We start from the raw sequence: 25,037 nt of genomic DNA, 5'->3' as shown, positions 1-25,037 counted from the left end.
TCCAGGTGCTCGGACCGAGACCGGCTAATCGGTACGGCAAGGACGACAAGCGGGTTGCGTGGCAGACACAACGTCGGCCGGGTTGTGACAGGTGCCCTCGACCACGTCCAGCAGCCGCGACTTGCCGCACCGCTTCTCGGGGGCGCGGATGACCAGCCGGGGCGCGTGCGCCCACGCCTGCCGCACATGGGTTGCTGCGATCCACAGCACCACGGCGTCGACAGCGGCGGCCGAAGGCAGGATCACGTAGCGAGTGATGGTGGCGTGCAGCCGGTCGAGGATCGCGGCGCCGTCGAGCCCCTCGGTGGTCGCGTTCATGCGGCAATCCCTTCGGTGGCAACGTATTCGTCGCGGAAGCCGCCCGCGATGGCGGTGCGGATCTCGCGGGGTGTCTGGTCGGCGGCGCGGCCCGCGTCGGTGAGGGCGGCGAGCGCGTCGGCCTGGTCGATGGCCCCGGCGGCGACCAGGCGGGCCACGCCGCGCGCGGCGCCGTAGAGCGTGGTGCGGCGTTTGCCGGCCGGGGCGTTGGCGGTCGCGTCGAGGTGTGCGCGGAGCAGGGCGGCGGGTGATGAGATGCCCACGCCGAGGCGTCCCTGACTGCACGAGACAGGCGTTGCCTGGTGGCGGTAGTACAGGTGCCATCCGCTCTTGTCACACTTGCATTCGGTACCTGGGTACAGGCTTACCGTTGACGCATGTTCACCGCCCCTGAGGCGTCCGCCGGTCTGGTGGGCGATGGTGTGACGTCCGGCCGCCTGCGCACCGGGGAGGTCGCCGCACTCACCGGCCTCAATATTCAGACCCTGCGCTACTACGAGCGTCGTGGCCTGCTCGCCGAGCCGATCCGCTCGCCCGGCGGCCACCGCCTGTACCCGCCGGACACCGTGGTCCTGTTGCGCCTGATCAAGACGGCGCAGCGCCTCGGCTTCACCCTCGGCGAGGTCGCCGAGTTTCTCGAGGCCGGTCGCCGCCGGAATCCCACCGAGGACCTGCGCCGGCGAGCCCTCGAAAAGATCGCCGAGATCGACGCGAAGATCGCCGACCTGACCGCGATCCGCGGCGCCCTGACCGGGGTGGTCGACGCCCGCTGCTACAGCCTCACCGACTGCACCTACCCCGACGTCCCCCTCGGCCTCTGCTGATCCTCGAACGTCCACAAGGGAAGAACCCATGCAGCCCGTACCGCCCCCGATTCAACCTGGACAGCCGCCGAAGCCCCGGCGGCGGCTCAAGTGGTATCACTTCGTGATCGCCGGCGTCGTCGCGGTGTGGCTTCTGTGCTCCTGCGCCGGCGTGGTGGTGTACCGGCAGTTCCAGTCCGGCCGGGCCTCGGGCGACATCGCCGCCTGCGAGCTGGCGATACGGGGCGTCGACCCCGCCACCGGCGCCGGCCGCGACACTCCTGAGATGGCCGCCGACTATCGCAAGGCGGCGGACCTGGCGAAAAGCCCAGACCTTCGTACGGCGATGCTCACCGCCGCCGATGCGTTCGACGAAGCCCACGCCGCCGCCGACAAATCCGGTCAGCTGCGAGGAACCGATCCCGAAAGCGCTGACGCCGCACACACCGAAGCGGAAGCGTTGCGCGAGATGTCAGCGGCGTACGGGAACATGATGACACTCTGCAAACAAGCCGGCTGGCACTGAGCCGGTCTGCCGTTGAACCGCCGGCCGGGGAGAACCGTCGTGATCAGGGCGCCTCCGAGGGGCGGACGATCGGGCCCTACCGCCGGCTAGACCGCCTTCGTGTCCCGCGTGCCAGCGTGACCGACAAGATCGGCGATCTGCGCATGAGGCGGGGATCATGGCGTTGCCGTCATCGATTTCGCAGCTCCCGCTCATATGCCCTCAGCACCCGCCGGTCTTTGGCCTGGCTCACCAGGTCGATGAGCCAGACGAGCGCTGGGTACACCACCGCCGCACCCGGCACCGCCACGGCCGAGCGCTCGCGGGCGGAGGCCGGCACCGACACCTCGTTCCAGCCGTCGGGCAGCGTCGGCCCGATGCTGTACCAGTCGGCGCGGCTGACGCCTGATACGAGGTGCACCCGGCCGGTGACGGTGAACCTCGCGGTCGACCAGCGCCCAGTGCACCTGGTCTCATACGGCGTCCACCCGTCGCCGGGCAATCGCCTGTAGCGATGGTCGACTGTCGCCTAGGTCGAACTTCCCGGGAAGAACCCGGTGACGAGGCCGAGCGCGAGGGCGACCGTTCCCCAGAGCGCCCACGACTTCCACACCCCGGTCGTGAAGCTGAAGCACAGGGACGCGAGGCTGGTGTACGGATACAGTGCGCGCAGCACCGGCTGTGCCTGGGCCGCGTCGATGATGTCCACGACGAACCGGAACGCAGGGTCCTTGTCGCTGATGCCGGCCCAGCGGCGGCGCAGGTGCCGCCACTGGACGGCGACCTCCTCGGCCGGCCCGAGTTCGGTGGCCCGGGCGTGGTCGTCGACCTCGAGGAACGGCGCGGCTGCGGTGATCTCGGCGAGGGTGGCCGCGTGCCGCCAGGCCCCGGCGGCCCGCACGATCTGGCCGAGGTCGGTGGTAGCGCCCCCGGCAAGGTGCACCCCGCGGCTCCATCCGTCGACCACGAACGTCGGGCCGCCGGGCGAACCGTCGATCCGCATCGGCTCGCGCGGCTCGACCAGGCTCTCGACCAGCGCCGTCGTCGCCGGGTGCTCCTCGGCAACGCCGACGGTTCCGAGATCGACGTCGAGTTCGCGGGCCAGCGCCGCGACGGCGCCGGCGATTCCTTCGGGCTGCTCCATGGCGTGAGGCTACGGCTGCTCCGCCAGGGACCTGATCCAGCACCACCGCACCGACGGCACACAGCCCAACCAGCATGACGAGCGCGAACGCAATCCAGATCAGCGCGCCTCGCCGGCGACCCGCCAGCCCGATAAGCCGCATCGAGCGGCGCTCCCGCGTGCACGCACAGCTCAGGGAGCGCCAAAGTGCGCGACTGCTTCGGCTTGATGCCGCCGTGCTCCCGGACCGAACGCCACGCCGACACGGAGGGGGCACCGGCGGGTCAGCGTCGGCCTAGCCGAAAGCGCGGGTGCCGATGGCCGTCTTACCGTCCGATTCATACACGGTAGTCACCCGCGGCGGCTTGCCTTCGTTCTGTCGCGACCATTCGGCGGCGTCCTGAGGATTGGTGAAGGTGGGTTGCTCAAGATCCTTCTTCTTCACGTACCCTCGTCGGCCCTGGTCGAACGAGACAAGGATCAGGTCAGGCATCTGGTCGGACGACCACGCCTCGGCGGCCGACCCGTACGTCTCACCAGCCGCATTTCGCGGGTAGCCAGGATCCGGGCCCCTTGCCGGTACCGGAACGGCCCGCTCGGTGTTGAAGAGGTTGGGTTGGAGGCGCTGCTCGATGCGTCCATGGCGTCCATGATGCGGCAGCGGCGCCCTAGCATGGAGAGCATCGACCTCTGAGGGGGTGCGTTGTCCACACGTCGTCGCGTTGCCGCATGCGCAATCGTCGCGGTCAGTATGGTGGCGGCGTGGTACTTGCAGGAAACGGATGCCGCGAACGGCCCGGAGGACGGTAAAGCGCGTCCATCCGCCACCGCGATGCTCCAGTTTCCGCCGGCAAGCCGTCAGGCCGCGCCGGCGTTGACCGGACATCTCCTCGACAACAGCGCGTTTCGGCTCGCCGACTGGCGCGGCTCCGTTGTCGTGGTCAACTTCTGGGCGTCCTGGTGTGCGCCCTGCGGTGACGAAGCGCCGGATCTACAAGCTGTCGCCGACGCCACCGCCGACCTCGGTGTGCACCTGCTCGGCGTGACCGTCAACAATGATCGCGACGACGCCAGGAAATTCGTCAAGTCCTATCATCTGACCTATCCGAGCCTGTTCGATCCGGCCGGTGAGATCCCGCTGATCTTTCCCGCGATCTCGCCCCGCACACTCCCGAACACCGTCGTCCTCGACCAGGCCGGCAAAATAGCAGCCGTCGCTCGCGGCAAAGTCACCCGCACCGAGCTCGAGGCCACTGTCCGAGCCCTCGCGGTGGCATCGGCTGCAACCGGCTGACTGTCCAGCCCTACTGCACTTCTGCCGGGGACGCCCGACGGTGAGAAGCCGTTCGAGGGCGCCATGGAGCGTGCCGGCGTGCGAGTCCGGACCGGCCGGGTCCCTGAGCGGGGCCCGGCCGGTCGGCGACGGGTCTGATCAGGCGGGGGCGATGCTGAACTTCTCCCACGCGCCGATCTCGGTGCGGTTGGCGATCAAGGGCTGGCTGCCGCCCTTCTCCGCCGTCACGTAGCGGCCGTTGGCGTTGGCCTTGAAGCTGACCGTGCCGTCGGCGTTCGTCACCATCTGGAACTTCTCCCAGGCGCCGACCGCGGTGCGGTTGGCGATGAGGGCCTTGCCGCCCGCGCTCTCGGCGGTCACGTACCGGGAGTTCGCGTGGGCCAGCAGCGCCACGTAGCCGTCGCCGGCGTCGACGATGTCGTACGTCTCCCACACGCCGACGACGCCGCGGTTGGCGATCAGGGGCTTAGTACCATGCAGCTCCGCCGTCACCAGCAGGTTGTTGATGTACGCGGTCACGCTCACGGTCGTGGGCGCCTTCACCTTCGTGAACTTCTCCCAGGCGCCGATCGCGGTGCGGTTGGCGATCAGGGCCGCGTTGCCGCCGTTCTCCGCGGTCACGTAGTTGCCGTTCGCGTTCGCCTTCAGGCTGATCGTGCCGTCGCCGTTGTCGATCTGCTCGAACTTCTCCCAGGGGCCGACGGCGGGGCGGTTCGCGATCAGCGGGGCGTTGCCGCCGTTCTCCGCGGTCACGTACTGCAGGTTCGAGCGGCTGCGCAGCGCCACGAAGCCGCCGCCCTGGTCGATGACGTCGAACTGCTCCCAGGCGCCGATGACGGTCCGGTTGGCGATCAGCGGGGCCTTGCCGCCGTTGTCCGCGGTCACGTAGTTGCCGTTCGCGTTCGCCCGCAGCTCGATCGGGGCGGTGCCGTTGTAGGTGGCCGTGTACGTCGTGGCGGCCGACGGCGCCGTCAGGGTGTGCGTCTGGGCGCCGTTGTCGGACCAGTTGCCGTACGAGTACAGCATCGTGCTCGTCGTCTGCGGCGCCGGCGCGCTGATCGAGTTCGTCGAGCCGACGATGACCCGGCGGGTGAACGGCGTCGCCTGGCTGGACGAGCCGACGACGACCTGCAGGCCCGAGGGCTTGCTGGCGAAGGACAGCTCGACGGTCTTGGGCTGCAGGTCGACGGTCGCGACGCTGGTCAGGTTGGCGTCGTTGGTGGCGGTGAGCTTCAGACGCAGGTACGACGGGTATTCGTGGTCCGGCGCCTCGAACGAGCCGCTGCTCACCTGATCGAATGTCTGCAGGAAGTGGGTGTGGCAGTTGTCCGGAGCTGAACAGTGCTCCAGCTGGAGCTCCCACTTGAGGGCCGAGTCCGGCAGGTTGCCCTTCGTCTGGGGGTCGTACGCATGGCCGGAGAAGTGCACCGTGTCGCCGACGCCCCAGGTGAACGTGCCCGCCGGGGAGTCGATCACCGCCGTCGGGGTCTCGGCGCCGGCCGTGATCGTGGTCGTCGCGGTGCCGCTCGCGCCGAGCGGGTCGGTGACCTTCAGGATCGCGGTGTAGCTGCCGTTCTTGTCGTACGTGTGCGAGACCTTGACCCCGGTCTGGTCGAACTTCCCGTCGCCGTCGAAGTCCCACTGGTAGGTGAGCTGGTTCTGGTCCGCCACGTCGGCATCGGTGGAGGCCGACGCGTCGAACTGGGCGACGAGCGGGGTCGTGCCCGAGGTCGGGGTGGCGGTGAAGGAGGCCACCGGCGGGCGGTTCGTCGGGAAGTACCGGATCCGCCGGACGGTGCCGCCGACCAGGTCGACGTAGTAGAGGTCGTTGCCGGGGCCCATCGTGAGGTACGCCGGATACGCCGCGCCGGCCGAGAACGTCTGGATCTGGGTCGGGTCGGGCTGCCCGTTCGCGCCCTTGAACATCGCCCAGATGCAGCCGCGGGCGTAGTCGGCGAAGAACAGGGCGCCGTTGTACGCGCTGGGGTACGACCCTCCGCCCGGGTAGAACGCCACGCCGGTGATGGACGAGCCGCCCGACGGGCAGGCCTCCCCCGGCACGATCTGGTTGGCGTGGTTGTAGGTGTAGTACGGGCTGGTCTGCCCGCCGTTCGCGTACAGGCTGTTGCACAGGCCCAGGTTGGCGCCCTCGTAGCCGGGCTGGCGGGCCGCGCCCTCGAAGCAGGGCCAGCCGAAGTTCACCGGGGAGGAGGTCGACGGCGTCGGGATCCGGTTGATCTCCTCCCACGAGTTCCAGCCGACGTCGCCGGCCCAGATCTCGTTCGTGCCCGGGCGGATGGTGAACCGGAACGGGTTGCGCAGGCCGAGGCCGACGGGCTTGGCGGCGGCCGGGTTGGCCGGGTCGACACGCAGGATCGAGCCGTCGTACTGCAGCGGGTCCCCGGTGCTGCGCAGGTCCTGCGAGCGCAGCGCGCCGCCCTCGCCGGACGGGTCGCCGCAGGGGTTCACGGGGTTGCCGAACTGGCCGTAGTCGACGGTGCCGAAGCTGGCGCCGTCGCCGGAGGAGACGTAGAGCGCGCCGTCGGCGCCGAAGTGCAGGTCGCCGATGGAGTGGCTCGGGAACTGCTGGCACCAGTCGTTGATGAGCGGCGTCTCGGTGCCGTTCCACTGGTTGCCGGCCGCGGTCAGCTTCGACAGCCGGGCGGTGATGACGCAGTTGCCGCCGGCCCCGCCGCCCTCGACCACGCAGTCGTCGTGCCAGACGGGGGCGGTCTTGCCGGGCGGGGCGTCGTAGCTGTAGAGCACGTACACGGACGGGTCGTCCGGGAATGCCGGGCTGAGCGCGAAGCCGAGCAGGCCGCGGTCCCAGTAGTCGTGCACCTTGGCGGACAGGTCGGCGAAGACGGTCCCGGTCGGCGCCGACAGGCTGGCGAAGGCCTTGATCACGCCGTTCTTCTGGGCGACGAACACGCGGCCGTCGGATGCGAACTGAATGCTGGTCGGCTGGGTCAGGCCGCTGAACACGACCTGTTCCTGGAAGCCGGTCGGCATTGTCGCCGCCGTTGCGGCGGAATGTCCGAATCCGAGCGCGAATGCGGCGCCGGCGGCCGTGATGGCGACTGCTGCGAAAACCGACAAATGCCGACGCAGCGACATATTTACGCCCCCTGTCCACGCACGAAACAGGCGACAGCGTATCGCTGGACGTCGACAGGGTTAAGTGTTCGATATGCCGAGAAGGGATTGACCGTTCGGTCAGCATCCGGGCCCGCCGGTCACGGAAACCGGCGGGCGGACACGATCGGCTAGGCGGGCGTCTGCTGATAGACGCGGATGTAGTCGACCTCAAGCTGGCGGGTCAGCGTCGGGTCGGTGAGCCCGACGCTCCAGCCGCGCTGCCAGTCGTTGTCGACCATCATGTGCATGAGCAGCTGCATGGGGCCCTTCTCGATGGCGGGCGCGTTGGTGAACCGCGCGCACTCGACGCCGTCGATGTACCAGGAGATGTGGTCGGGCTCCCAGTCCACGCCCATCCGCACGAAGTCCTTCGAGTAGTCCTTCGCCGCGCACTTGCCGTTGTTCTTCTTGCCGGTGTTGACGTGCATGGACTCCTTGCGGTCGTCCCAGTGGTACGTCATGTACATCGTCGAGGGGTCGTCGCCCATCTCCTCGAGGATGTCGAGCTCCGTCTTGTAGTTGTAGGACGGGTCGGCCGGCAGCATCCAGAACGCGGTGAAGAAGCCCTGCGTCGCCGGGAACTTGAAGCGCGACTCGACGTAGCCGAACGTGAACGAGTACAGGTACTTCGAGCCGTTGTCGGCGTTCGGGCGCGCCGTGGAGACCAGGCCCGCCTTGTACGTGCACGACCCGCCCTGGCACGCGCTGCTCTTGTACGGCGGGCTCAGCGGCGCGGCGATGAGCTTCGCGGTGCCGCCGGAGACGACCACCTGGCTGGGCTGGTAGTGCTCCCGCCCGCCGTTGAACGTCGAGGTGCAGTCGCCGGTGTTCCAGTCGAAGCAGGGGCTGAGCTTGGTCTTGTCCAGCGAGCTGCCGTTGAACTCCTCGCTGAAGCCGATGGTCCAGCGCTTGCCGGCCGCGGGCGGGATCGACGGGGCGCCCGGGGCCGAGCCGACGCCGGCCTTGGAGGCGGTGGCGCCCGGCTTGCCCGACGCCGACGGGCCGGCCGACGCGGACCCCGAGGGCCCCGCACCGAGGCCCGACTCGCCCGCGGGGTCGCCGTTGCCCGCGGCGTCGATCGCCTGGCCTGTCTCCGGGCTCGACGCGGAGTCCTTCTTCATGTAGGTGACCGCGCCGGCGCCGGCCGCGACGAGCAGCACCGCGGCGGCCGAGGCCACCACGACCCCGAGCCGGCGCCCGCCCCGCCGCCGGCGCACCGGCAGGGCCGGCTCCCCCGGCCGGTCATCATTTTCCGGAGTGTCGACATCATCCGGTTGGAAACGCATTCGCCCGCCAATCGGTGCGCATTTGTGCACGTATCGAGCACGTGCCGGACCAATTGCAGCGGCCACCCTACCACCGCTGTGCGCACGATCTTTGGCTTTGTAATGACGTGCGGCCGGGAGCTGCCATATACATGACAGACCCGGCCGCGTATCCGGATCTAGGCGTGGCGGCCGGACTGGGTGAACGGCATGCCGTGGTGATTGGTCTGGGCCAGGCGGCTGTTGAGGTTGCCCGCGTTGGCGATCTTGTCGTGGTACGCCTCGCGGCGGCGGGCCACACACCCCGTCGGCTTGTCGCTGGCCGAGACGAGATCCGGGTCGAGGTGGGTGTTGAGCCCGTCGCGCAGCAGCATCAACGCCTCGGCCCGCAGCTGGGAGACCCGCGACTCGGTGACGCCGAGCTCGTGCGCGATCTCCATCATCGGGCGCTCCTGGAAGAAGTACCCCTTGACGACCTTCCCGAGCCGCTCGGGCAGCGCCTCGACGGCGTTGTGCAGGTAGCCGATGCGCTCCCGGTGCAGGATCAGGTCCTCGGGCCCGGCGGCCCGCTCGGGGACCATGTCCTCGGCGCTGCCGGCGGCGAATCCCTGCAGCGACAGTACGGCCGCCCGCTGGACGTCGTCGTCGATGGCCTGCAGCTCGTCGATGCCCACCCCGAGCGCCTCGCCGAGCTCGGCGTTCGTCGGGGTGCGGCCGAGCGCCGCGGTGAGCTCCTGTTGCATCGCGTCGACCTGCCGGGCCCGGGCCCGCACCGAGCGGCTCGCCCAGTCCAGCCCGCGCAGCTCGTCCAGGATCGCGCCCCGGATGCGGGTGGTGGCGAAGCTGCCGAACGGGATGCCGCGGCTCGGGTCGAACGCCTTGGCGGCGCCGGCCAGGGCCGCCATCCCGGCCGAGACCAGGTCCTCGCGGCTGACGTGGGCAGGCAGGCGGCCGAGCGTCTGGCGCACCAGATGCCCGACGAGCGGCAGATGCTCGCGGATCAGGTCCTCGAGCTCCCGGCCTTCCAACTGGACCTTGAGCGTGGCACCCTCAAGGGTCGTTGTCATCGGTTCCCCCTCGTGTCCGGGTGGACCCCGTGCAGGCGGTCCACCTGCTGACACGAAGAACTTTCGACTACGAAGGGTGCTTACGCCGTCACTTTCGGGTGCATCTCGGTTGCTGAACGGTGAGAGTCCTCAAGGCTCGGCGTGTCGCGTAGCGCGCCGAAGCGTTCGAACACCGGTACAGTCAGCGCCCGATGAACCTTGTGCCCCACGCGCCCCGCCTGCGCCGTGCCGCCCGCCGAGAGTTCGGCTGGGAGACCCTTCGTCCCGGACAGCTGCCGCCGATGCGCGCCCTGCTCAAGAAGCGCGACGCACTCGTCGTGTTACCCACCGGCGGCGGAAAATCCGCGATCTACCAGGTGCCGGCGACCTTGATCGCCGGACCCGCTGTCGTCATCTCACCACTTCTGGCCCTCCAGCAGGACCAGATCGCCGGGCTCAACCGCCGCCGCGAGGGCCAGGCCGTGCGGATCAGCTCCGCCGAGACCCCCGCCCAGCAGCGCCGGGCGCTCGAGGCGCTGCGGGCCGGCACCGCCCGGTTCCTGTTCATCACGCCCGAGCAGCTCGGCAACCCCGAACGCCTCGCCGAGGTCAAGGCGCTGCGCCCGGGGCTCGTGGCCGTCGACGAGGCGCACTGCGTCTCCTCGTGGGGGTACGACTTCCGTCCCGACTATCTGCAGCTCGGGCACCTCATCCGGGAGCTGGGCCGGCCGCCGGTGGTCGCGCTCACCGCCACCGCCTCGCCGCCCGTGCGGGCCGACATCATCGCCGCGCTCGGGCTGCGCGACCCGTTCACGCTCGTCGCCGGGCTGGACCGGGCCAACCTGCAGCTCGGCGCCGTGCACTGCACCAGCGACGAGCAGCGCTGGCAGCGCCTCCTGGCCCAGGTCGAGCAGGAGCAGCACCCCGGGATCGTGTACGCCCCGACGCGCGCCATCGCCGAGCAGTACGCCCAGCGCCTCGCCGACCGGGGCATCGACGCGGTCGCCTTCCACGCGGGCCTGGCCGCGGGCGAGCGCAACCGCCGCTACGAGGACTTCATGGCCGACCGGATCCCGGTCATGGTCGCCACCAGCGCGTTCGGCATGGGCGTGGACAAGCCCAACATCCGCTGGGTGCACCACGTCGCCCTGCCCGACTCCCCCGACAGCTACCTGCAGGAGATCGGCCGCGCCGGGCGCAACGGCGAGCCGGCCCGCACCATCCTGTTCTTCCGCGCCGAGGACGTCGCCCTGCAGCGGTTCTTCGCCACCGGCGCGCCCGACGGCAAGGAGCTGACCCAGCTCGCGGCCGCGCTGCGCGAGGGCCCCGCGACCCGGGCCGCGCTCGCCACCCGCAGCGGACTCCCGGCCCGCCGGATCACCGCGCTGCTGAGCCTCCTGGAGCAGGTCGGCGCGGCCGAGGTCGGCGCCGGGAACAAGCTCACCGCCCCGCGGTACGCGCCCGCCCCGGCCGAGGCGTCCCGGCTCGCCCTGGCCCAGTTCGAGCGGCACCAGACGCTGCGGCGCTCGCGGATCGACATGATGCGCCAGTACGCCGAGAGCGCGAACTGCCGCGGGCGCTCCCTGCTGGCGTACTTCGGCGAACAGGCCGACGCGCCGTGCGGGCACTGCGACAACTGCGCGAACGGCACCGTGGTCGTGGACCCGGTCGTGCCCGCCCTCACGTGGTACCAGAAGCTGTTCCGCCGCCCCTCCGCGCCCGTGCCCGCGCCCTCGCTTTCGCACCCGGCCTCGCCCGGGGCCAAGACCGTCGACGAGAGCCGGCCGTTCCCGGTCTCCAGCGAGGTCCGGCACTCGGCCTGGGGTACCGGCACGGTCATGGCCTACGAGCAGGACCGCGTCGTGGTGCTCTTCGAGCAGGTTGGGTACAAGACGCTCAGCGTGCCCATCGTGCAGAAGTCGAAGCTGCTCGAACCGGTGTAGGAGGGGTTGCTGCCATGGCCGAGATTCCCGCGGACCTCAATGCCGCCAACGCGAAGCTCGTCGAGGAGTTCCGGGCCGCCGGGCGCCGGCTCGAGGGGCGGCCGCTGCTGCTGCTCACCACCACCGGGCGGCGCACCGGCCGGCGGTATACCAACCCGATGATGTACGTCCGCCTCGACGGGCGGCTGCTCGTCATCGCCTCCGCGGCCGGGGCCGAGCACGACCCCGACTGGTATCAGAACCTCGTCGCCGACCCGGCCGTCACCGTCGAGGTCGACGGCGCCGAGTACGCGGCCACGGCCCGCCCGGCGCCCGACCGCGATCCGCTGTTCGCGCGGATCGCCGAGCAGTACCCCTTCTTCGCCGACCACCAGCGGGGCACCGCCCGCACGATCCCCGTCGTGGAGCTCGTCAGGTCGGCGTGATGACCCGCTCGGGCTCCACGTGCTCGCGCTCGGTCCCCGGGAGCTGTTCGGTGTTCCACCACGCATCGGTGTGGTACTCCTCCGGCAGCTCGTCCTCCCACGGGTCCAGGCCGAGCCCCTCCATCGCGTCGAACCAGGCGTCCCGCCGCGACTGCGGCAGGCGGGTGCCGCACCACGGGCAGTAGCCGATCACGACCATCGACGTGCCCCCGTCGCGGACCGGCAGGCCGTACTCGTCGAACTTGGCCGTGTAGACGACGACCACGTCCGGGTCGTCCCACGGGTCCACGTCCTCGCCCTCGTCCTGAAACTGGGCACGCATCCCGTCGCAGCAGTGTCGTAGCACCGCAGGAGTATGCACCGGTCACCGCGCCGCGACGAAAACTAGCTGATCAGCTGTCATGTGGGGGATAGTTCGGCCCGTGATCGCGGGGCTACGCTCCCACCAGCACGTTCTCACCACGCATTGCACAACGCGCCGCTGGCACGTTTCTCGCGAATCGTCAGGCCGGCACCACATAGACCTTTACGCACAGACCCTTTGAAGGGACCCATCCCATGAGCGACTTCGAGACCGGCGACACCGGCGCGGACTACGGCCACTACGAGGCCGGCCAGGAGAGCGGCGAGCTCGAGCAGCTGCACCAGGCGCAGGGCTCCGAGGCCGACGCGCAGTCGCAGTTCGGCGTGTACGAGCAGGACCACCACACCGCCGAGTCGACGGACTTCTCGCAGGGTCACCACGTCGAGTACGACGCCCCGGCGGCCGTGCACTACGAGTCGGACGACTACACCAACTACTCGCACGACGCGACCTCGGACGACCACGTCTTCGCCGCCGAGGGCAGCGAGTCTTCGCACCAGGCCGAGTTCAGCGAGCTCAGCGCCCTGCAGGAGAAGTTCGATGCCGCGTTCGCGCAGGGCACCGAGGTGCACCAGCAGGGCGTGGCGGGCGCGGGCTCGGCCGAGCTCGGCGCCTCGGAGAACTGACCGTAACGGCATTTCACCGACCGTAACCACGGTCAATGTTCTTGAGCCGGCCGGCGCTACCATTGGCGCCGGTCGGTTTTTCTTGTGCGGCCCTCTGATTACTCCTCGTGTTCTTTCGGAAGATCGATTAGGTGGCATGGTGTATGGTGCTATTGGAAAACGGAGTGCGGCACCACCTGAGTCACCCGTGTCATCTTTTCCGGGCTCCTCACCCCTGAGCCTCGATCAGGACCTCGGCGGCCTCGGTCCGGACATTGATCACGGCCCGCCCGGCGCGATGCGCCCGCACCAACCCCGCCGCGCGCAGCACCGCGAGATGCTGCGACACCCCGCCGGGCGTGAGCCCGGTCCGCCCCGCGAGATCACTCGTGGAGGCCGGCACCGCGAGCTCGGCGAGCAACCGCGCCCGGGCCCGCCCGACCAGCGCCCCCAACGCGCCGCCGCTCCCGTCCCCTCGCGACTCCCACAGCGCCCCGACCCCGCGCGGCGGATACGCCAGCTGAGCCCGCTCCCCGAAGACCGTGAGCACCGACGGCCAGACGAACACGGACGGCACGAGCACCAGATCCCCGCCGTCGCGCACGTCCCCGGCCGCGCACCAGCGCTGCAACACCGACAGCGTCCCGTCCGCGAAAGACACGTTGGCGTGCAGGTCATTGAGCAGCCCGCCCACCCCGTCGGCGGCGAGCGACCGCGCCCGCGCGTAGACCTCCGACTCCAGCAGCACCCGGATGCGCGCCCAGTCGGGGGCGATCGCCGCGGCGAAGTACTCCCGCAGCCGCCCCGCCAGCACCCCCGGATCGAGGTCGCTGCCCGTCTGCGCCCGCACGACGCCGGCCGGGGTGGCCGCGAGCAGCGCCAGCTCGTCGTCGAGCTCCGGGAACGGGCCCGGCGGCGTCGGGGTGAGGAAATCCGGGATGTAGCCGGGCGCGGGTGGCACCAGGCCCGCGAGTCCCGGCAGGTCCAGACCCCTCACCCTCGACACCCAGGGCAGATGGATCGCGTGCGCGCCCGGGTCGCGCAGCACACGCAGGCTCGCGATCGTCTCCCACAGCGGGGAGACCGCGAACCGGATCCGCGCGATCGCGGACGCGGACAGACCGATCGACACCACGGCAACAATTTAGTGTGGACTGAAACGTTGGGGCAGCCCCGCGCGGCGGCGGAAGAATGACGCGCATGACCAACCGCGCCGCTCGCTTCCGGGCCCTGCACACCGCCACTGACCCGCTCGTGCTCGTCAACGCCTGGGACGCCGCGTCCGCCCGCGTCGTCGCCGCCGCCGGTGCCCCCGCGATCGCGACCACCTCCGCCGGCGTGGCCTGGACCCTCGGCGCTCCCGACGGCGACGCGCTCGCCCGCGACCAGGCCCTCGAGCACCTCGCCCGCATCGTGCGCGCCGTCCCCGCCGACCTGCCCGTCACCGCCGACATCGAGTCCGGCTTCGGCGCCACCCCGGCCGACGTCGCCGAGACGATCCGCGGCGTCCTCGCGGCCGGCGCCGTCGGCGTGAACCTCGAGGACACCGCCCGCGACGGCGACGTGGCGGGGCTGCGCGACATCGCCGGCCAGCAGGCGCGCATCGCGGCGGCCCGCGCCGCCGCCGACGACGCGGGTGTGGACCTCTACATCAACGCGCGCGTCGACACGTATTTCCGCGGGCGGGCCGACGAGACCGTCACACGGGCGGAGGCGTACCTCGCGGCCGGCGCCACCGGGATCTTCGTGCCCGGGGTCGCCGATGCCGGGACGATCGCCGCGCTCGCCAAGGCGATTCCGGCGCCGTTGAACGTGCTCGCGCAGCCGGGGACGCCGCCGGTCGGGGAGCTTGCGGGGCTTGGGGTCGCTCGGGTCAGCCTCGGGTCGTGGATCGCCGAGGCCGCGTATGCGCTGGCTCGGCGGGCTGCCCTTGAGGCGTACACCGCTGGTACGTACAGCTCGCTGGCGGACTCGTACGACTTCGGTGCGCTGAATTCGCTTATGTCCTGAAATTTTTGGATTTATTGCTCGAAGTCGTGACATCCGCGGGCCGTTGCGCCCGCTGGACATCGGGCGGTCCCGCGAGGGCCTGGACCTGGACCGCCCAGCCAGGCCCTCAGTGCTTGCGGACGCGTGGCCCCTGGATGACGTCAGTGGTGCGGGAACCCCGAGCGCGAGGAGCGGCTCGCCGAGCGGCCGCGAGCTCGCCGACCGGCGGTCAGCGTCTTGGCGAGCGCGGCGGCACCGGGCGGCGAAGATGGCCGAGCGCATTCCGCCCTTCCGGCCGGTGTCTCGCCGGGCCGGGGCTGGGCGAGAATCCGGGGGTGACGCTGCCCGTGCCGTACAGCGGCGCCCCGCTCTACAACGGCCCCGACATACGCATCGGCGACGTCCGCGTCGACGGGGTGGCGATCTACACGCCGGTCGGCGTGTGGCCGATCCGCGGCAGCCGCTGGATGGTGGTCTCGCAGCCGATTCCGATCACGACGACGGCGGGCTGGGGTATCGGGCTGGCGGTGACGTGCGCGGTGCTGGCCCTGCTGCTGTCGATCTTCACGTGCGGGCTGAGCCTGTTCCTGCTGTTCGGCCTGCTGTTCCTGACCGCGAAGACGCACGCGATGTCGGGGCCGCTCGTGGTGTCGATCCAGTCGGGGCCGAATCAGTATCTGGCGCAGGAGATCGTGTACTCGCCGCTGCACACGGCGGAGGCGATCCAGCGGGTCAACTTCGCGCAGGCCCTGGCCGTCCAGTGACCGCCGGGCCGGTTCAGCCGGTTCCGTAGGCGTCGTACCCGGCCAGCAGGTGCGCCCGCGTCCCCGTCAGGTGCGGCTCGATGTCGCGGACCCGCGCCAGGGCCAGGTCCGCCGGCGCCAGGCCCGACACGCGCAGCAGCAGGCCCGGCACCTCGTCGAGGATCGCCAGCCAGCCGCGGCCGAGGGCGTCGCCCAGTGGCTCGTCCGGCCAGCGGGAGAACTCGCGGGGCACGCCGTCCACCGGGATCGTGACGCGCTCCGGGGCCGGGGTCGAGGCCACGCGCAGGGCGCGTTCGACGCCGCGGCGGTCGGTCCTCGTGGCGACCGTGGCGGCCATGCGCAGGTCGATCAGCTGGGGCATCGGCGGGCCGGCGGTGGTGATCACCTCGACCCAGGGGCCGTCCGGGGCCGGAGCGGTGGCCGTCACGGTGGTGCCGGACGAATCCCGGCCGGCGCTGGCCAGGGCCGAGGCGGCGGTCGCGGTAAGGGGGGCACCGAAGAGCAGGCCGGCGTGCATCAGGCGGTCGTCTTCCCAGCCCCACGCGCCCAGGCGGCACGAGCCCGGCCAGGTCGCCGGGCCGTAGAGCGGCAGGGTCGCGGCGTTCGCGCGGACCCGGCCGGCCTGCTGGTCGATCAGGGCTGTGAATTCGATCCGGTTGAGTCTCCCCCCGTATCGCATGGGTCCGATCGTGCCGCATGCATCACCCCATGCGGACGGCGTGGATCCCTCGGCGCAACCCCTGCCGTATGCGATTTGCGGTAAGGGGTCACGGGTCGACACGCACCGCACGGACGCGTCTACGCGCAGTACCGGGCGGCGTTCACCATGCGGACGTCGATGTCCGGCATTCGGGAGCGGGGCCGGACGTCAGACGACCTCTTCGATCTTGGCGGTCGCCACGTCGAAGATGAAGCCGCGGACGTCCTCGCGGTGCGGGATCCACGGGCACTCGCGGACCGTGCGGATCGAGTTGCGCATGGTGTCGTGCAGGTCGCTGAAGCCCGGCACGTTCCAGGTCGGGGTCACGCCCGTCGCGGCCAGCTCGGCGCGGAACGCCGGGTCGTCGAAGCCCTCCATGCCGCACTCGGTGTGGTGGATGAGCACCACCTCGCGGGTGCCGAGCTTGCGCTGGCTGATCGCGAGGGAGCGCAGCACCTCCTCGGTGGGCAGGCCGCCGGCGTTGCGGATCAGGTGAGCGTCGCCGATCTCCAGGCCCAGGGCGCCGAAGAGATCCAGCCGCGAGTCCATGCACGAGATCACGGTCAGGCGCAGCTTCGGGCGCAGCGGGCGCGGGCCAGGGAAGGTCTCGGCGTACCGGGCGTTCGCGTGGATCAGGTGGTCGATCGCGGACATGAACCGAGTGAAGCATGTTCGTCACCCGAACGGCTGATGTGTTGGTCACACGAGGCCAAAGTCACCCTGGCCGGACGGCCGGAGCACGAGCGCCGGGACATCGGGCCGGACCGTTAAGGTGCTCGGGTGACTGACTGGGACGTGGCGATCATCGGTGGCGGGCCGGCGGGACTGTCGGCCGCGTACGAGTCCGCCCGGCGAGGCGCGCGCACGCTCGTCCTGGAGAAGGCGACGCACCCGCGGTACAAGACCTGCGGCGGCGGGCTGATCGGCCAGTCGGTGACGGCGGTCGCCGATCGCATCACGATCCCGGCCGACGACCGCATCGAGCGGGCCGACTTCACCCACGACGGGCGGGCGGCGTTCACGCGCACGTCCGGGCGGCGGCCGCTGCTGGCGATGGTCCGGCGGCCCGCGTTCGACGACGCGCTGCGGCTCGCCGCGGAACAGGCGGGTGCGACGGTACGGCAGGCGACCCCGGTCCGCGCCGTCGAGCAGGACGAGGGCGGGGTGCGCATCCGGCTCGCCGGCGACGAGACGGTGACGGCCGCGGCCGCGATCGGGGCGGACGGGTCGTCGGGGGTCACGGCGCGGCATGTCGGCGTCGAGTACGGGCAGGTCGACCTCGGGCTCGAGGTGGAGCTGCCGATCGGCGCGGACCGGCAGGCGCAGTGGAAGGGGCGGCTGCTCATCGACTGGGGGCCGCTGCCCGGCTCCTACGCGTGGGTGTTCCCGAAGGGTGACCTGCTCACCGTCGGGGTGATCTCGGCGCGCGGGGACGGCGAGCGGACCAAGGCCTATCTGCGGGACTTTCTGGTGCGGCTGGGGCTCGACGGGATCGAGCCGGTGCACGACTCGGGGCATCTGACGCGGTGCCGTACGGAGTCCTCGCCGCTGCGCCGCGGCAACGTCATCGTCGCCGGGGACGCCGCGGGGCTGCTCGAGCCGTGGACGCGGGAGGGGATCAGCTTCGCCACCCGCTCGGGCGCGCTGGCCGGGGCGGCGGCGGCCGGGAAGGACCTGCCGAGGTACGAGCGCGATGTCACCGAGACGCTGGTGCCGACGATGCGGGCCGGCAGCCGGCTGCTGGCCGTGTTCGCGCGCCATCCGCGGCTGTTCCACAATCTGCTGCGCACCCCGCCGGGCTGGCGCATGTTCGAGCGCTTCTGCCACGGGGAGACGTCCTTCGTGGGCACGGTCGAGCGTTTTCCTGTACGGCAGGCGCTGCGCCTGCTTGGCTGATGTCCATGAGATTCCGCGCGACCCTCGAGCTGCACGGCAGGACCGCGACCGGCATCACCGTGCCCGCCGAGGTCGTGGAGGCGCTCGGCACGAGCAGGAAGCCGCCGGTGACGGTGACGATCAACGGGTACACCTACCGCAGCACCGTCGCCTCGATGCGCGGCGCGTTCCTGCTGCCGGTCTCGGCCGAGGTGCGGGCCGGGGCGGGGGTCGCGGCCGGCGACACGTTCGACGTGGACGTCGAGCCGGACGACGCGCCACGGACGGTGGAGGTGCCGGCCGACCTGGCCGCGGCGCTGGACGCCGAGCCGTCGGCGCGGGCGCGGTTCGACGCGCTGTCGTACAGCAACCGGAGCCGCCACGTGCTGCCCGTCGAGGGCGCGAAGACCGCCGAGACCCGGCAGCGCCGCGTGGCCAAGGCGGTCGCGGCGCTCCTCGACCAGGCTATTTGACGAGGATGCCCAAGGCCTGGGCCAGGGCGGGCGCGAGCTCCATGAGCTGACGCTCGTCCACGGTCGCGCCCCGCAGCGCGTCGGCGCCGTCGGCGACGTCGAGCTCGCGGGCGCCGCGGAAGTCGACCTTCTTGCACGTCACCCGGGAGAAGCGGGCGTTGCGCAGGGACGAGCCGGGGAAGGTGACGTTCGTGAGGCTCGCCCCGGCGCAGTCGAGCTCGTTGAGCTCGCAGTCCTCGAAGACGACGTCGGCGAGCGTGGCCCCGCGCAGGTTCAGGGTGTCGATCTTGCAGCCGCGGAAGGTGACGCGGCGCAGCCGGGAGCTGTACGCCTGCACGCCGGCGAGCGAGCTGTCGAGCACGGCCACGTCGAGCCACTCGCCGTCGGCGACACGCACCCCGACCCAGCGGTTGCGGCTCAGCCACACGTCGCTGAACCGGGCCCGCTCGAGGCCGACGGTGGTGAGGGTCGTGCCGGTGAACGCGGACTCGATGAACTTGGCGCTGGTCGCCTCGCCGCCGTCGAACGCGGCCCCGTCGAAGTGGACCTCGGTGTAGTCGCCATCGGGCACGAGGGGTTCGCCGTCGGCGTGACGCTGGAGGTAGGCGGCGTAGGGGAGCTCCCCCAGCGACTGCGCGACGGCCATGCGCTCAGCCTATCGGCCCGGTCGTCGCGCGCACGACGAGCCGCGGCCGGAAGACCAGCTCCCGGTGGCGGTGGCCGGCGGCGTCCTCGGAGAGCAGCAGCTCGGCGGCGACCCGGCCGAGCTCGCGGATCGGGCGGGCGATCGTGGTCAGCGCGGGGCGCACGTGCGCGGCGAAGGGCAGGTCGTCGTAGCCGACCACGGACAGGTCGCCGGGCACGCGCAGGCCGCGGGCCTCCAGGCCGCGGATGAGGGCGAGCGCGACGACGTCGTTGACGCAGACGGCCGCGGTCGGCGGGTCGGCCCGGTCGAGCAGGGCGCTGATCACCGCGTCGGTGCCCTCGGCGAACCCGGCGGGGGCCATGCGCAGCTCGACGAGGCCCGCGCCGCGGGAGGCCGCGGCGAGGCCGTCGCGGCGCTGGCGGACCGGCTCGATGTCGGGGCCGGCGGTCACGAACGCGATGCGGCGGTGGCCGAGGCCGATGAGGTGTTCGCCGGCCAGCCGGCCGCCGAGCTCGTGGTCGACGGCGACGGCGCACAGGTCGGTGCCGGCCTGGCGGGCGTCGAGCAGGACGACGGGGGTGCCGCGGGAGCTGACCGCGGTGAGGCGCTGCGGCTGCTCGCCGGTCGGCGTGATGATGACGCCGCGCGGGGACTGCTCCTCCAGCAGCCGCAGGGCCCGCAGCTCCTTGTCGGGGCTCAGGTCGGTGCTGCACGCCAGCAGCATGCAGCCGGCCTCGTCGAGGTGGTCCTCGATGCCGCGGTTGAGCTCGGCGTAGAACGGGTTGCTCTGGTCGAGGGTGATCGAGCCGACGAGCCGGCTGGGCAGGCCGCGCAGCTGCCGGGCGGGGGCGCTGCGGACGAAGCCGATGGCGTCCATCGCCGCCTCGACCCGGGCGCGGGTGGCCTCGGCGACGACGGCGGGGTTGTTGAGGACGTTGGCGACGGTGCTGACGGAGACGCCGGCCGCGGCCGCGACGTCGCGCATTCCCCGGCGCCTGCGCGCGTCCTGGACCACGACGCGCACGATACCGGCATCGATCAAGTCGCCTGCGTCGATACTCGCCGGGTCACGCGGCCGGCGGGCCGGCCTCGCCACCGGTGAGCGGGCGCGCGAGCCGGCCGAGCCGGGTCACGTGGCGGGCGGGCCGAGCCCGGCCACCGGTGAGCAGGCGCGCGAGCCGGCCGAGCCGGGTCACCCGGCCAGCGGGCCGACCCCGCCGCCGGTGAGCAGGCGCGCGATCGGCAGGGTGGCCGCGCCGAGGGCGACCGCGTCCAGGCCGAGCCGGCCGAGCTCGATGCGGGCCTGGGCGAACGGCTGGCGCAGGGCGTGCCGGCCGGCGGAGGCGCGGATGCGCGGCAGGACGTCCTCGAGGGCCAGCGCGGCCCAGCCGCCGAGGACGACGAGCTCCGGGTTGAACAGGTTGACGAGGTTGGCGACGCCGGCGCCGAGGTAGTCGGCGGTCTCGTCCAGGGTCGCGCGGGCGTCGGGCTCGCCGGCGGCGGCCGCGGCGGCCAGGGCGGTGAGCCGGGACTCCTCGTCGCCGCCGGGGGCCGGGCGGCCGGAGCGCTCGCGGTAGCGCTCGAGGATCGCCTCGGCGCCGGCGTAGGCCTCCAGGCAGCCGGCGGAGCCGCAGCGGCAGGGGCGGCCGCCGTAAACGAGCGTGGTGTGGCCCCACTCCCCCGCGCTGCTGGACGCGCCGCGGTAGGTGGTGCCGCCGGTGACGACGGCCGCGCCGACCCCGGAGCCGAGGAGGGCGAAGACGGCGTGGCGGTGGCCGCGGCCGGCGCCGAACCACATCTCGGCCTGGCCGAGGGTCTTCGCGCCGTTCTCGAGGTGCAGCGGCACCCGGGTGCCGGCGCGCAGGAGCGCCTCCAGCGGTACGGCGTCCCATCCGAGCGTCTGCGCGTGCACGAGGGCACCCTCCGGCCGCTGCTGGACGATCCCGGAGACGCCGACCCCGGCGCCGAGCACCTCGCGGCCGGCCGCGACCGTGTGCAGCCCGGTGAGGATGTGCCCGGCCACGGCCTCCGGCGGTGTCCCGCCCGGCTCGATCGGGTGGTCGTGCTCGGCGAGCCGGCGCAGGCCCAGGTCGAACAGCTCGACGCGGACCCGGGTCTCGCCGACGTCGACGCCCGCCACGACGGCGAAGCCGGGGTCGACGCGCAGCATCATGCTGGGCCGGCCGCCGTCGGACTCGAGGGCGCCGGCCTCCTCGACGATCCCGTCGTCGATGAGGTCGCTCACGACGTTGCTCACCGCGGGCTGGCTCAGGCCGGTGCGGCGGGACAGGTCCTGGCGGGTGAGCGGGCCCTCCAGGAACAGCCGGGTCAGCAGGGCGGAGCGGTTACGGAGTCGTACTCCTCGATTGCTCGCCCGCTCGACCTGCACGCCAGCCCCCGTCGTCGTCGCCGCCCGCGCTGGCAACTCTAAGGGCAGAGACCTTGACGCACGATCTGAGCACCATTTAAATGACGACATAAATTAAGTCTCGATAGATTGCGTCTCGATAGATAAGGGACACCGCCGCCACCCCTCCTGTCGAGAAGGGCCCCGCCATGCCGCTGCGACGCGCCATCCTCAGTCTCGCCGCCCTGACCCTCTTATCCGGGTCGGTCGCGGCGTGCGACGACCCCGCGGCCGACGCGAAGACCCTCGTCTACTGGGCCAGCAACCAGGGCCCGAGCCTCGACTTCGACCGGGCCACCCTGCAGCCGCAGCTGGACGAGTTCGAGCAGCGCACCGGCATCCACGTGAAGCTCGAGGTGGTGCCCTGGCCGGACCTGCTGGACCGGCTCATGGCCGCGACGAAGGACGACGGCGGGCCGGACGTGGTGAACATCGGCAACACCTGGTCGGCCTCGCTGCAGGCGACCGGGGCCTTCGTGCCCTTCGACGGCCGGACCCTGGACAAGGTCGGCGGCCGGGACCGGTTCGTGCCCAACGCGCTGGCCGCCGCGGGGGCGCCCGGCACGCCGCCGTCGGCCGTGCCGCTGTACTCGCTGTCCTACGCGCTGTACTACAACAAGCGCATGTTCGCCGACGCGGGCATCGCGAGCCCGCCGAAGACCTGGGACGAGCTGGTCGCGGACGGCAAGCGGCTCACCAAGCCCGCGAAGGGGCAGTGGGGCCTGGCGATCGAGGGCGGCAACCCGGCCGAGAACGCGCACCACGCCTTCACCTTTTCGCAGCAGTACCGCGGGCAGTGGTTCGCCCGCGACGGCAGCCCCACCTTCGACACCGACGAGAACGTCGCGGCGATCAAGCGCTACGTCGGGCTGATGGCCGACGAGCACATCGTCGACCCGGCCGGGGCGGGCTACGCGAAGAACGAGTCGCGGGCCGACTTCGCCGCTCGCAAGGCCGCGATGCTGCTGTGGCAGGCGGCCGGGCCGTCGCTGCAGCAGGCCGGGATGAACCCCGACGAGTACGGGGTCGCCCCGGTGCCGTTCCTCGCCGACCCGTACAAGGCCGGCGGCGTGCGGATCAACAGCATGGTCGCCGGCATCAACATGGCCGTGTACAAGCACACCCGCAACCTCACCGGCGCGCTGGACTTCGTCGAGTTCATGACCAGCGACCGGGAGCAGATCATCCTGAACAAGGCCTACGGCTCGCTGCCGTCGGTGCGCTCGGCGTACTCCGACGCGGCGTTTCGCACGCCCGAGCAGGAAGTGCTCTTCCAGGTGCTCAACTCGACCGCGGCCCCGCTGCCGCAGGTGCCCGAGGAGAGCCGGTTCGAGACCCTCGTCGGCACGGCGATGGCGGAGCTGTTCGCCGACGCGGCGGCCGGCAAGCCGGTCACCACCGAGTCCATCAAGGCCAAGCTCAGCTCGGCCGAAGGCAAGATCTGACCTGAGGAGAACCGCCCCGTGCTGGATCTGTCCGCACTCCCGCCCGGCTTCATCTGGGGCGCCGCCACCGCCGCCTACCAGATCGAGGGCGCCGTCGCCGAGGACGGCCGCAAGCCGTCCATCTGGGACACCTTCTCGCACGCGCCGGGCAACGTCGACAACGGCGACACCGGCGACGTGGCGTGCGACCACTACCACCGCTGGCCCGAGGACGTGGCGCTCATGCGGCGGCTCGGCCTCGACGCGTACCGCTTCTCGGTCGCCTGGCCCCGGGTGCTCCCCGACGGCACCGGCGCCGTGAACGCGGCCGGCCTGGACTTCTACGACCGGCTCGTGGACGCGCTGCTGGCCGAGGGCATCCGGCCCTTCGCGACGCTGTACCACTGGGACCTCCCCCAGGCCCTGCAGGACACCGGCGGCTGGCCGAACCGGGACACGGCCCTGGCCTTCGCCGACTACGCCGCGATCGTGGCCGGGCGGCTCGGGGACCGGGTCGCCGACTGGAACACCGTCAACGAGCCGCTGTGCGTGTCCTGGATCGGGCACCTCGAGGGCCGCATGGCGCCGGGCGAGCGCGACCTCACCCGGGCCGTGCACACCTCGCACCACGTGCTGCTCGGCCACGGCCTCGTCAACCAGGCGATCCGGGCGAACGCGCGGCTCGCGCCGAACGTGGGCATCGTGCTCAACCTGAGCCCGATCGAGCCGGGCAGCGACCGGCCCGAGGACGTCGCCGCCGCCGTGCGCGCCGACGGGCACACCAACCGCTGGTGGCTCGACCCGGTGTTCGGCCGCGGCTACCCGGCCGACATGGTCGAGTGCTACGGCGTCGAGCCGCCGGTGCGCGAGGGCGACCTCGGCGTCATCGCGTCGCCGACCGAGTTCCTGGGCGTCAACTACTACTTCCGCCAGATCGTGGTCGACGACCCGGCCGGGACGGCGCCGTTCGCGCGGCAGATCCCGGTGCCCGGGTCGCTCGAGACGGCGATGCCGTGGGAGGTGTACGCCAAGGGCCTCGAGGACATCCTGGTCTCCGTGGCCGGCACCTACCGCCCGGCGAGCATCCTCGTCACCGAGAACGGCTCGGCCTGGCACGACACCGTGGAGGCCGGCGGCGAGATCCAGGACAAGGAGCGCACCGACTACCTGGAAGGGCACCTGGACGCCGTGCGGCAGGCGGTGCTGCGCGGGGCGCCGGTCGACGGGTACTTCGCGTGGTCGCTGCTGGACAACTTCGAGTGGGCGTACGGCTACGACAAGCGGTTCGGGCTGGTCCGCGTCGACTACGACACCCAGGCGCGCACGATCAAGGCGAGCGGGCACCGGTACGCGGAGCTGATCGCCGCGCACAAGCGTTCACGCGAAGCCGTGATCTAGGCTCGGATTCGGGCGCCGCTGGGTATAGAGGACGAAGCAGCGCCCGAATCAGACGCCTTCGAGGGGACTTCGACATGACGCAGCAGACCGACAGCTGGGATCCGGATCCGGACGACGAGGGCCAGCTGTCCGCGGAGGACACGCTGTCCGACCGCGGGCTCGACGACTCCCTCGACGAGGGGTACTCGCCGCCGGAGAAGCCGCGTGGGGTGACCGCGTTCGGGGTCACCCAGGCCGAGGCCGAGCGGGGTGAGTCGCTCGACCAGCGGCTGCGCCAGGAGGAGCCGGACCCGTCCACCCGCCCGGACCTCGACGACTACGGCCGCACCACCGAGTCCGGCGAGTTCTTCGACGGCGGCGAGGTCGGCGACCGGCGGGCCGGGCGGCTCGTCGCGCCCGACGAGGGCGTCGGCGAGGACGAGGAGAAGGACGAGATCGGCTCCGACGTGGGCATCGACGGCGGCGCGGCCTCGGCCGAGGAGGCCGCCATGCACATCGTGGACGACCGCGACCTCTGACGGCGCGCGGCGGC

At 71.7% G+C, this 25,037-nt stretch carries 28 protein-coding genes and 1 pseudogene; 13 read left to right on the top strand and 16 right to left on the bottom strand.

What is annotated here, in order from left to right:
• Window positions 1–48: 48 nt before the first annotated feature.
• Window positions 49–318 (bottom strand): annotated as a pseudogene (locus AC6JBM_RS53430) (DUF3631 domain-containing protein); the annotation flags it as partial.
• On the bottom strand, window positions 315–581 hold the full coding sequence (locus AC6JBM_RS53425) for a hypothetical protein (RefSeq protein ID WP_497981131.1): 267 nt from the start codon (window positions 579–581) through the stop codon (window positions 315–317). The gene AC6JBM_RS53425 and the pseudogene AC6JBM_RS53430, both read right to left, overlap by 4 nt.
• Window positions 582–695: 114 nt before the next feature.
• Here AC6JBM_RS53425 and AC6JBM_RS53420 point away from each other — a divergent pair, with 114 nt between their 5' ends.
• Together AC6JBM_RS53420 and AC6JBM_RS53415 are read left to right on the top strand one after the other, a co-directional pair.
• Complete coding sequence (locus AC6JBM_RS53420) at window positions 696–1,142, top strand: MerR family transcriptional regulator (protein ID WP_497981130.1); 447 nt, start codon at window positions 696–698, stop codon at window positions 1,140–1,142.
• 103 nt (window positions 1,143–1,245) lie between these two features.
• Complete coding sequence (locus tag AC6JBM_RS53415; protein ID WP_497981129.1) at window positions 1,246–1,647, top strand: hypothetical protein; 402 nt, start codon at window positions 1,246–1,248, stop codon at window positions 1,645–1,647.
• A gap of 169 nt (window positions 1,648–1,816) precedes the next feature.
• Here AC6JBM_RS53415 and AC6JBM_RS53410 read toward each other — a convergent pair whose 3' ends face one another.
• From AC6JBM_RS53410 to AC6JBM_RS53400, 3 genes are all read right to left on the bottom strand, one after another.
• Entirely contained in the window at window positions 1,817–2,047 is a 231-nt protein-coding gene (locus tag AC6JBM_RS53410) for a hypothetical protein (protein WP_497981128.1), read from the bottom strand.
• A 108-nt stretch (window positions 2,048–2,155) separates the two neighbouring features.
• Window positions 2,156–2,770, bottom strand: a complete 615-nt coding sequence (locus tag AC6JBM_RS53405; protein WP_497981127.1) for a DUF6193 family natural product biosynthesis protein — start codon at window positions 2,768–2,770, stop codon at window positions 2,156–2,158.
• Window positions 2,771–3,044: 274 nt separating this feature from the next.
• Window positions 3,045–3,194 (bottom strand): hypothetical protein, encoded by a 150-nt coding sequence (locus AC6JBM_RS53400; protein ID WP_497981126.1) that lies wholly within the window; start codon window positions 3,192–3,194, stop codon window positions 3,045–3,047.
• A gap of 306 nt (window positions 3,195–3,500) precedes the next feature.
• Between AC6JBM_RS53400 and AC6JBM_RS53395 the strand changes: the two genes are divergently transcribed.
• Entirely contained in the window at window positions 3,501–4,043 is a 543-nt protein-coding gene (locus AC6JBM_RS53395) for a TlpA family protein disulfide reductase (protein ID WP_497981125.1), read from the top strand.
• 138 nt (window positions 4,044–4,181) lie between these two features.
• On the opposite strand, the gene AC6JBM_RS53390 is transcribed toward AC6JBM_RS53395, so the two are convergent.
• The 3 genes from AC6JBM_RS53390 to AC6JBM_RS53380 form a co-directional block, all read right to left on the bottom strand.
• On the bottom strand, window positions 4,182–7,055 hold the full coding sequence (locus AC6JBM_RS53390) for a PQQ-dependent sugar dehydrogenase (protein ID WP_497981124.1): 2,874 nt from the start codon (window positions 7,053–7,055) through the stop codon (window positions 4,182–4,184).
• Window positions 7,056–7,309: 254 nt separating this feature from the next.
• The gene (locus AC6JBM_RS53385) at window positions 7,310–8,398 is read right to left on the bottom strand and encodes a glycoside hydrolase family 16 protein (protein WP_350617223.1); all 1,089 of its coding nucleotides are present in this window, start codon (window positions 8,396–8,398) and stop codon (window positions 7,310–7,312) included.
• Between the two features lie 227 nt (window positions 8,399–8,625).
• On the bottom strand, window positions 8,626–9,513 hold the full coding sequence (locus AC6JBM_RS53380) for a sigma-70 family RNA polymerase sigma factor (RefSeq protein WP_497981123.1): 888 nt from the start codon (window positions 9,511–9,513) through the stop codon (window positions 8,626–8,628).
• 191 nt (window positions 9,514–9,704) lie between these two features.
• Between AC6JBM_RS53380 and AC6JBM_RS53375 the strand changes: the two genes are divergently transcribed.
• Together AC6JBM_RS53375 and AC6JBM_RS53370 are read left to right on the top strand one after the other, a co-directional pair.
• Complete coding sequence (locus tag AC6JBM_RS53375; protein WP_497981122.1) at window positions 9,705–11,435, top strand: RecQ family ATP-dependent DNA helicase; 1,731 nt, start codon at window positions 9,705–9,707, stop codon at window positions 11,433–11,435.
• A gap of 14 nt (window positions 11,436–11,449) precedes the next feature.
• Window positions 11,450–11,860, top strand: a complete 411-nt coding sequence (locus AC6JBM_RS53370) for a nitroreductase/quinone reductase family protein (protein ID WP_497981121.1) — start codon at window positions 11,450–11,452, stop codon at window positions 11,858–11,860.
• Here the strand turns inward: AC6JBM_RS53370 and AC6JBM_RS53365 are convergent.
• Window positions 11,847–12,206, bottom strand: a complete 360-nt coding sequence (locus tag AC6JBM_RS53365; protein WP_497981120.1) for a DUF6980 family protein — start codon at window positions 12,204–12,206, stop codon at window positions 11,847–11,849. The two genes, AC6JBM_RS53370 and AC6JBM_RS53365, sit on opposite strands and share 14 nt — an antisense overlap.
• 212 nt (window positions 12,207–12,418) lie before the next feature.
• Here AC6JBM_RS53365 and AC6JBM_RS53360 point away from each other — a divergent pair, with 212 nt between their 5' ends.
• Window positions 12,419–12,850 carry a hypothetical protein gene (locus AC6JBM_RS53360; RefSeq protein WP_497981119.1) on the top strand — a complete coding sequence of 144 codons (432 nt, stop codon included), beginning with the start codon at window positions 12,419–12,421 and terminating at the stop codon, window positions 12,848–12,850.
• Between the two features lie 208 nt (window positions 12,851–13,058).
• Here AC6JBM_RS53360 and AC6JBM_RS53355 read toward each other — a convergent pair whose 3' ends face one another.
• Window positions 13,059–13,964 (bottom strand): ArsR/SmtB family transcription factor, encoded by a 906-nt coding sequence (locus AC6JBM_RS53355; protein WP_497981118.1) that lies wholly within the window; start codon window positions 13,962–13,964, stop codon window positions 13,059–13,061.
• Between the two features lie 56 nt (window positions 13,965–14,020).
• Between AC6JBM_RS53355 and AC6JBM_RS53350 the strand changes: the two genes are divergently transcribed.
• Both AC6JBM_RS53350 and AC6JBM_RS53345 read left to right on the top strand, forming a co-directional pair.
• Entirely contained in the window at window positions 14,021–14,839 is an 819-nt protein-coding gene (locus AC6JBM_RS53350) for an isocitrate lyase/PEP mutase family protein (protein ID WP_497981117.1), read from the top strand.
• Between the two features lie 314 nt (window positions 14,840–15,153).
• Complete coding sequence (locus tag AC6JBM_RS53345; RefSeq protein ID WP_497981116.1) at window positions 15,154–15,582, top strand: hypothetical protein; 429 nt, start codon at window positions 15,154–15,156, stop codon at window positions 15,580–15,582.
• 13 nt (window positions 15,583–15,595) lie between these two features.
• On the opposite strand, the gene AC6JBM_RS53340 is transcribed toward AC6JBM_RS53345, so the two are convergent.
• Together AC6JBM_RS53340 and AC6JBM_RS53335 are read right to left on the bottom strand one after the other, a co-directional pair.
• Entirely contained in the window at window positions 15,596–16,261 is a 666-nt protein-coding gene (locus AC6JBM_RS53340) for a hypothetical protein (protein ID WP_497981115.1), read from the bottom strand.
• Window positions 16,262–16,450: 189 nt separating this feature from the next.
• Complete coding sequence (locus tag AC6JBM_RS53335; protein ID WP_497981114.1) at window positions 16,451–16,936, bottom strand: beta-class carbonic anhydrase; 486 nt, start codon at window positions 16,934–16,936, stop codon at window positions 16,451–16,453.
• 126 nt (window positions 16,937–17,062) lie between these two features.
• On the opposite strand from AC6JBM_RS53335, the gene AC6JBM_RS53330 reads away from it, so the two are divergent.
• Together AC6JBM_RS53330 and AC6JBM_RS53325 are read left to right on the top strand one after the other, a co-directional pair.
• Window positions 17,063–18,178 carry a geranylgeranyl reductase family protein gene (locus AC6JBM_RS53330; protein WP_497981113.1) on the top strand — a complete coding sequence of 372 codons (1,116 nt, stop codon included), beginning with the start codon at window positions 17,063–17,065 and terminating at the stop codon, window positions 18,176–18,178.
• A 5-nt stretch (window positions 18,179–18,183) separates the two neighbouring features.
• Window positions 18,184–18,630, top strand: coding sequence for a YdeI/OmpD-associated family protein (locus AC6JBM_RS53325; protein WP_497981112.1), 447 nt, complete (start codon window positions 18,184–18,186; stop codon window positions 18,628–18,630).
• Here the strand turns inward: AC6JBM_RS53325 and AC6JBM_RS53320 are convergent.
• From AC6JBM_RS53320 to AC6JBM_RS53305, 4 genes are read right to left on the bottom strand one after another with little or no spacing between them, the layout of a single operon-like run.
• Entirely contained in the window at window positions 18,623–19,276 is a 654-nt protein-coding gene (locus tag AC6JBM_RS53320) for a pentapeptide repeat-containing protein (protein ID WP_497981111.1), read from the bottom strand. The two genes, AC6JBM_RS53325 and AC6JBM_RS53320, sit on opposite strands and share 8 nt — an antisense overlap.
• A 4-nt stretch (window positions 19,277–19,280) precedes the next feature.
• The gene (locus tag AC6JBM_RS53315; protein ID WP_497981110.1) at window positions 19,281–20,318 is read right to left on the bottom strand and encodes a LacI family DNA-binding transcriptional regulator; all 1,038 of its coding nucleotides are present in this window, start codon (window positions 20,316–20,318) and stop codon (window positions 19,281–19,283) included.
• Between the two features lie 25 nt (window positions 20,319–20,343).
• Complete coding sequence (locus tag AC6JBM_RS53310) at window positions 20,344–20,472, bottom strand: hypothetical protein (RefSeq protein ID WP_497981109.1); 129 nt, start codon at window positions 20,470–20,472, stop codon at window positions 20,344–20,346.
• Window positions 20,469–21,665, bottom strand: coding sequence for an ROK family protein (locus tag AC6JBM_RS53305; protein WP_497981108.1), 1,197 nt, complete (start codon window positions 21,663–21,665; stop codon window positions 20,469–20,471). Before AC6JBM_RS53305 ends, AC6JBM_RS53310 begins: the two co-directional genes overlap by 4 nt.
• 167 nt (window positions 21,666–21,832) lie before the next feature.
• Here AC6JBM_RS53305 and AC6JBM_RS53300 point away from each other — a divergent pair, with 167 nt between their 5' ends.
• The 3 genes from AC6JBM_RS53300 to AC6JBM_RS53290 all read left to right on the top strand — a co-directional run bounded on the left by AC6JBM_RS53300 (window position 21,833) and on the right by AC6JBM_RS53290 (window position 25,023).
• Complete coding sequence (locus AC6JBM_RS53300; RefSeq protein ID WP_497981107.1) at window positions 21,833–23,128, top strand: ABC transporter substrate-binding protein; 1,296 nt, start codon at window positions 21,833–21,835, stop codon at window positions 23,126–23,128.
• 18 nt (window positions 23,129–23,146) lie between these two features.
• Entirely contained in the window at window positions 23,147–24,505 is a 1,359-nt protein-coding gene (locus AC6JBM_RS53295; RefSeq protein WP_497981106.1) for a GH1 family beta-glucosidase, read from the top strand.
• A 74-nt stretch (window positions 24,506–24,579) separates the two neighbouring features.
• Window positions 24,580–25,023, top strand: coding sequence for a DUF5709 domain-containing protein (locus tag AC6JBM_RS53290; RefSeq protein ID WP_350617188.1), 444 nt, complete (start codon window positions 24,580–24,582; stop codon window positions 25,021–25,023).
• The last annotated feature ends 14 nt before the right edge of the window (window positions 25,024–25,037 follow it).

Source organism: Dactylosporangium thailandense, assembly GCF_059739745.1.
The sequence above is the reverse complement of the archived record's forward strand: the minus strand, read 5'-3'. Positions and strand labels throughout refer to the sequence as shown.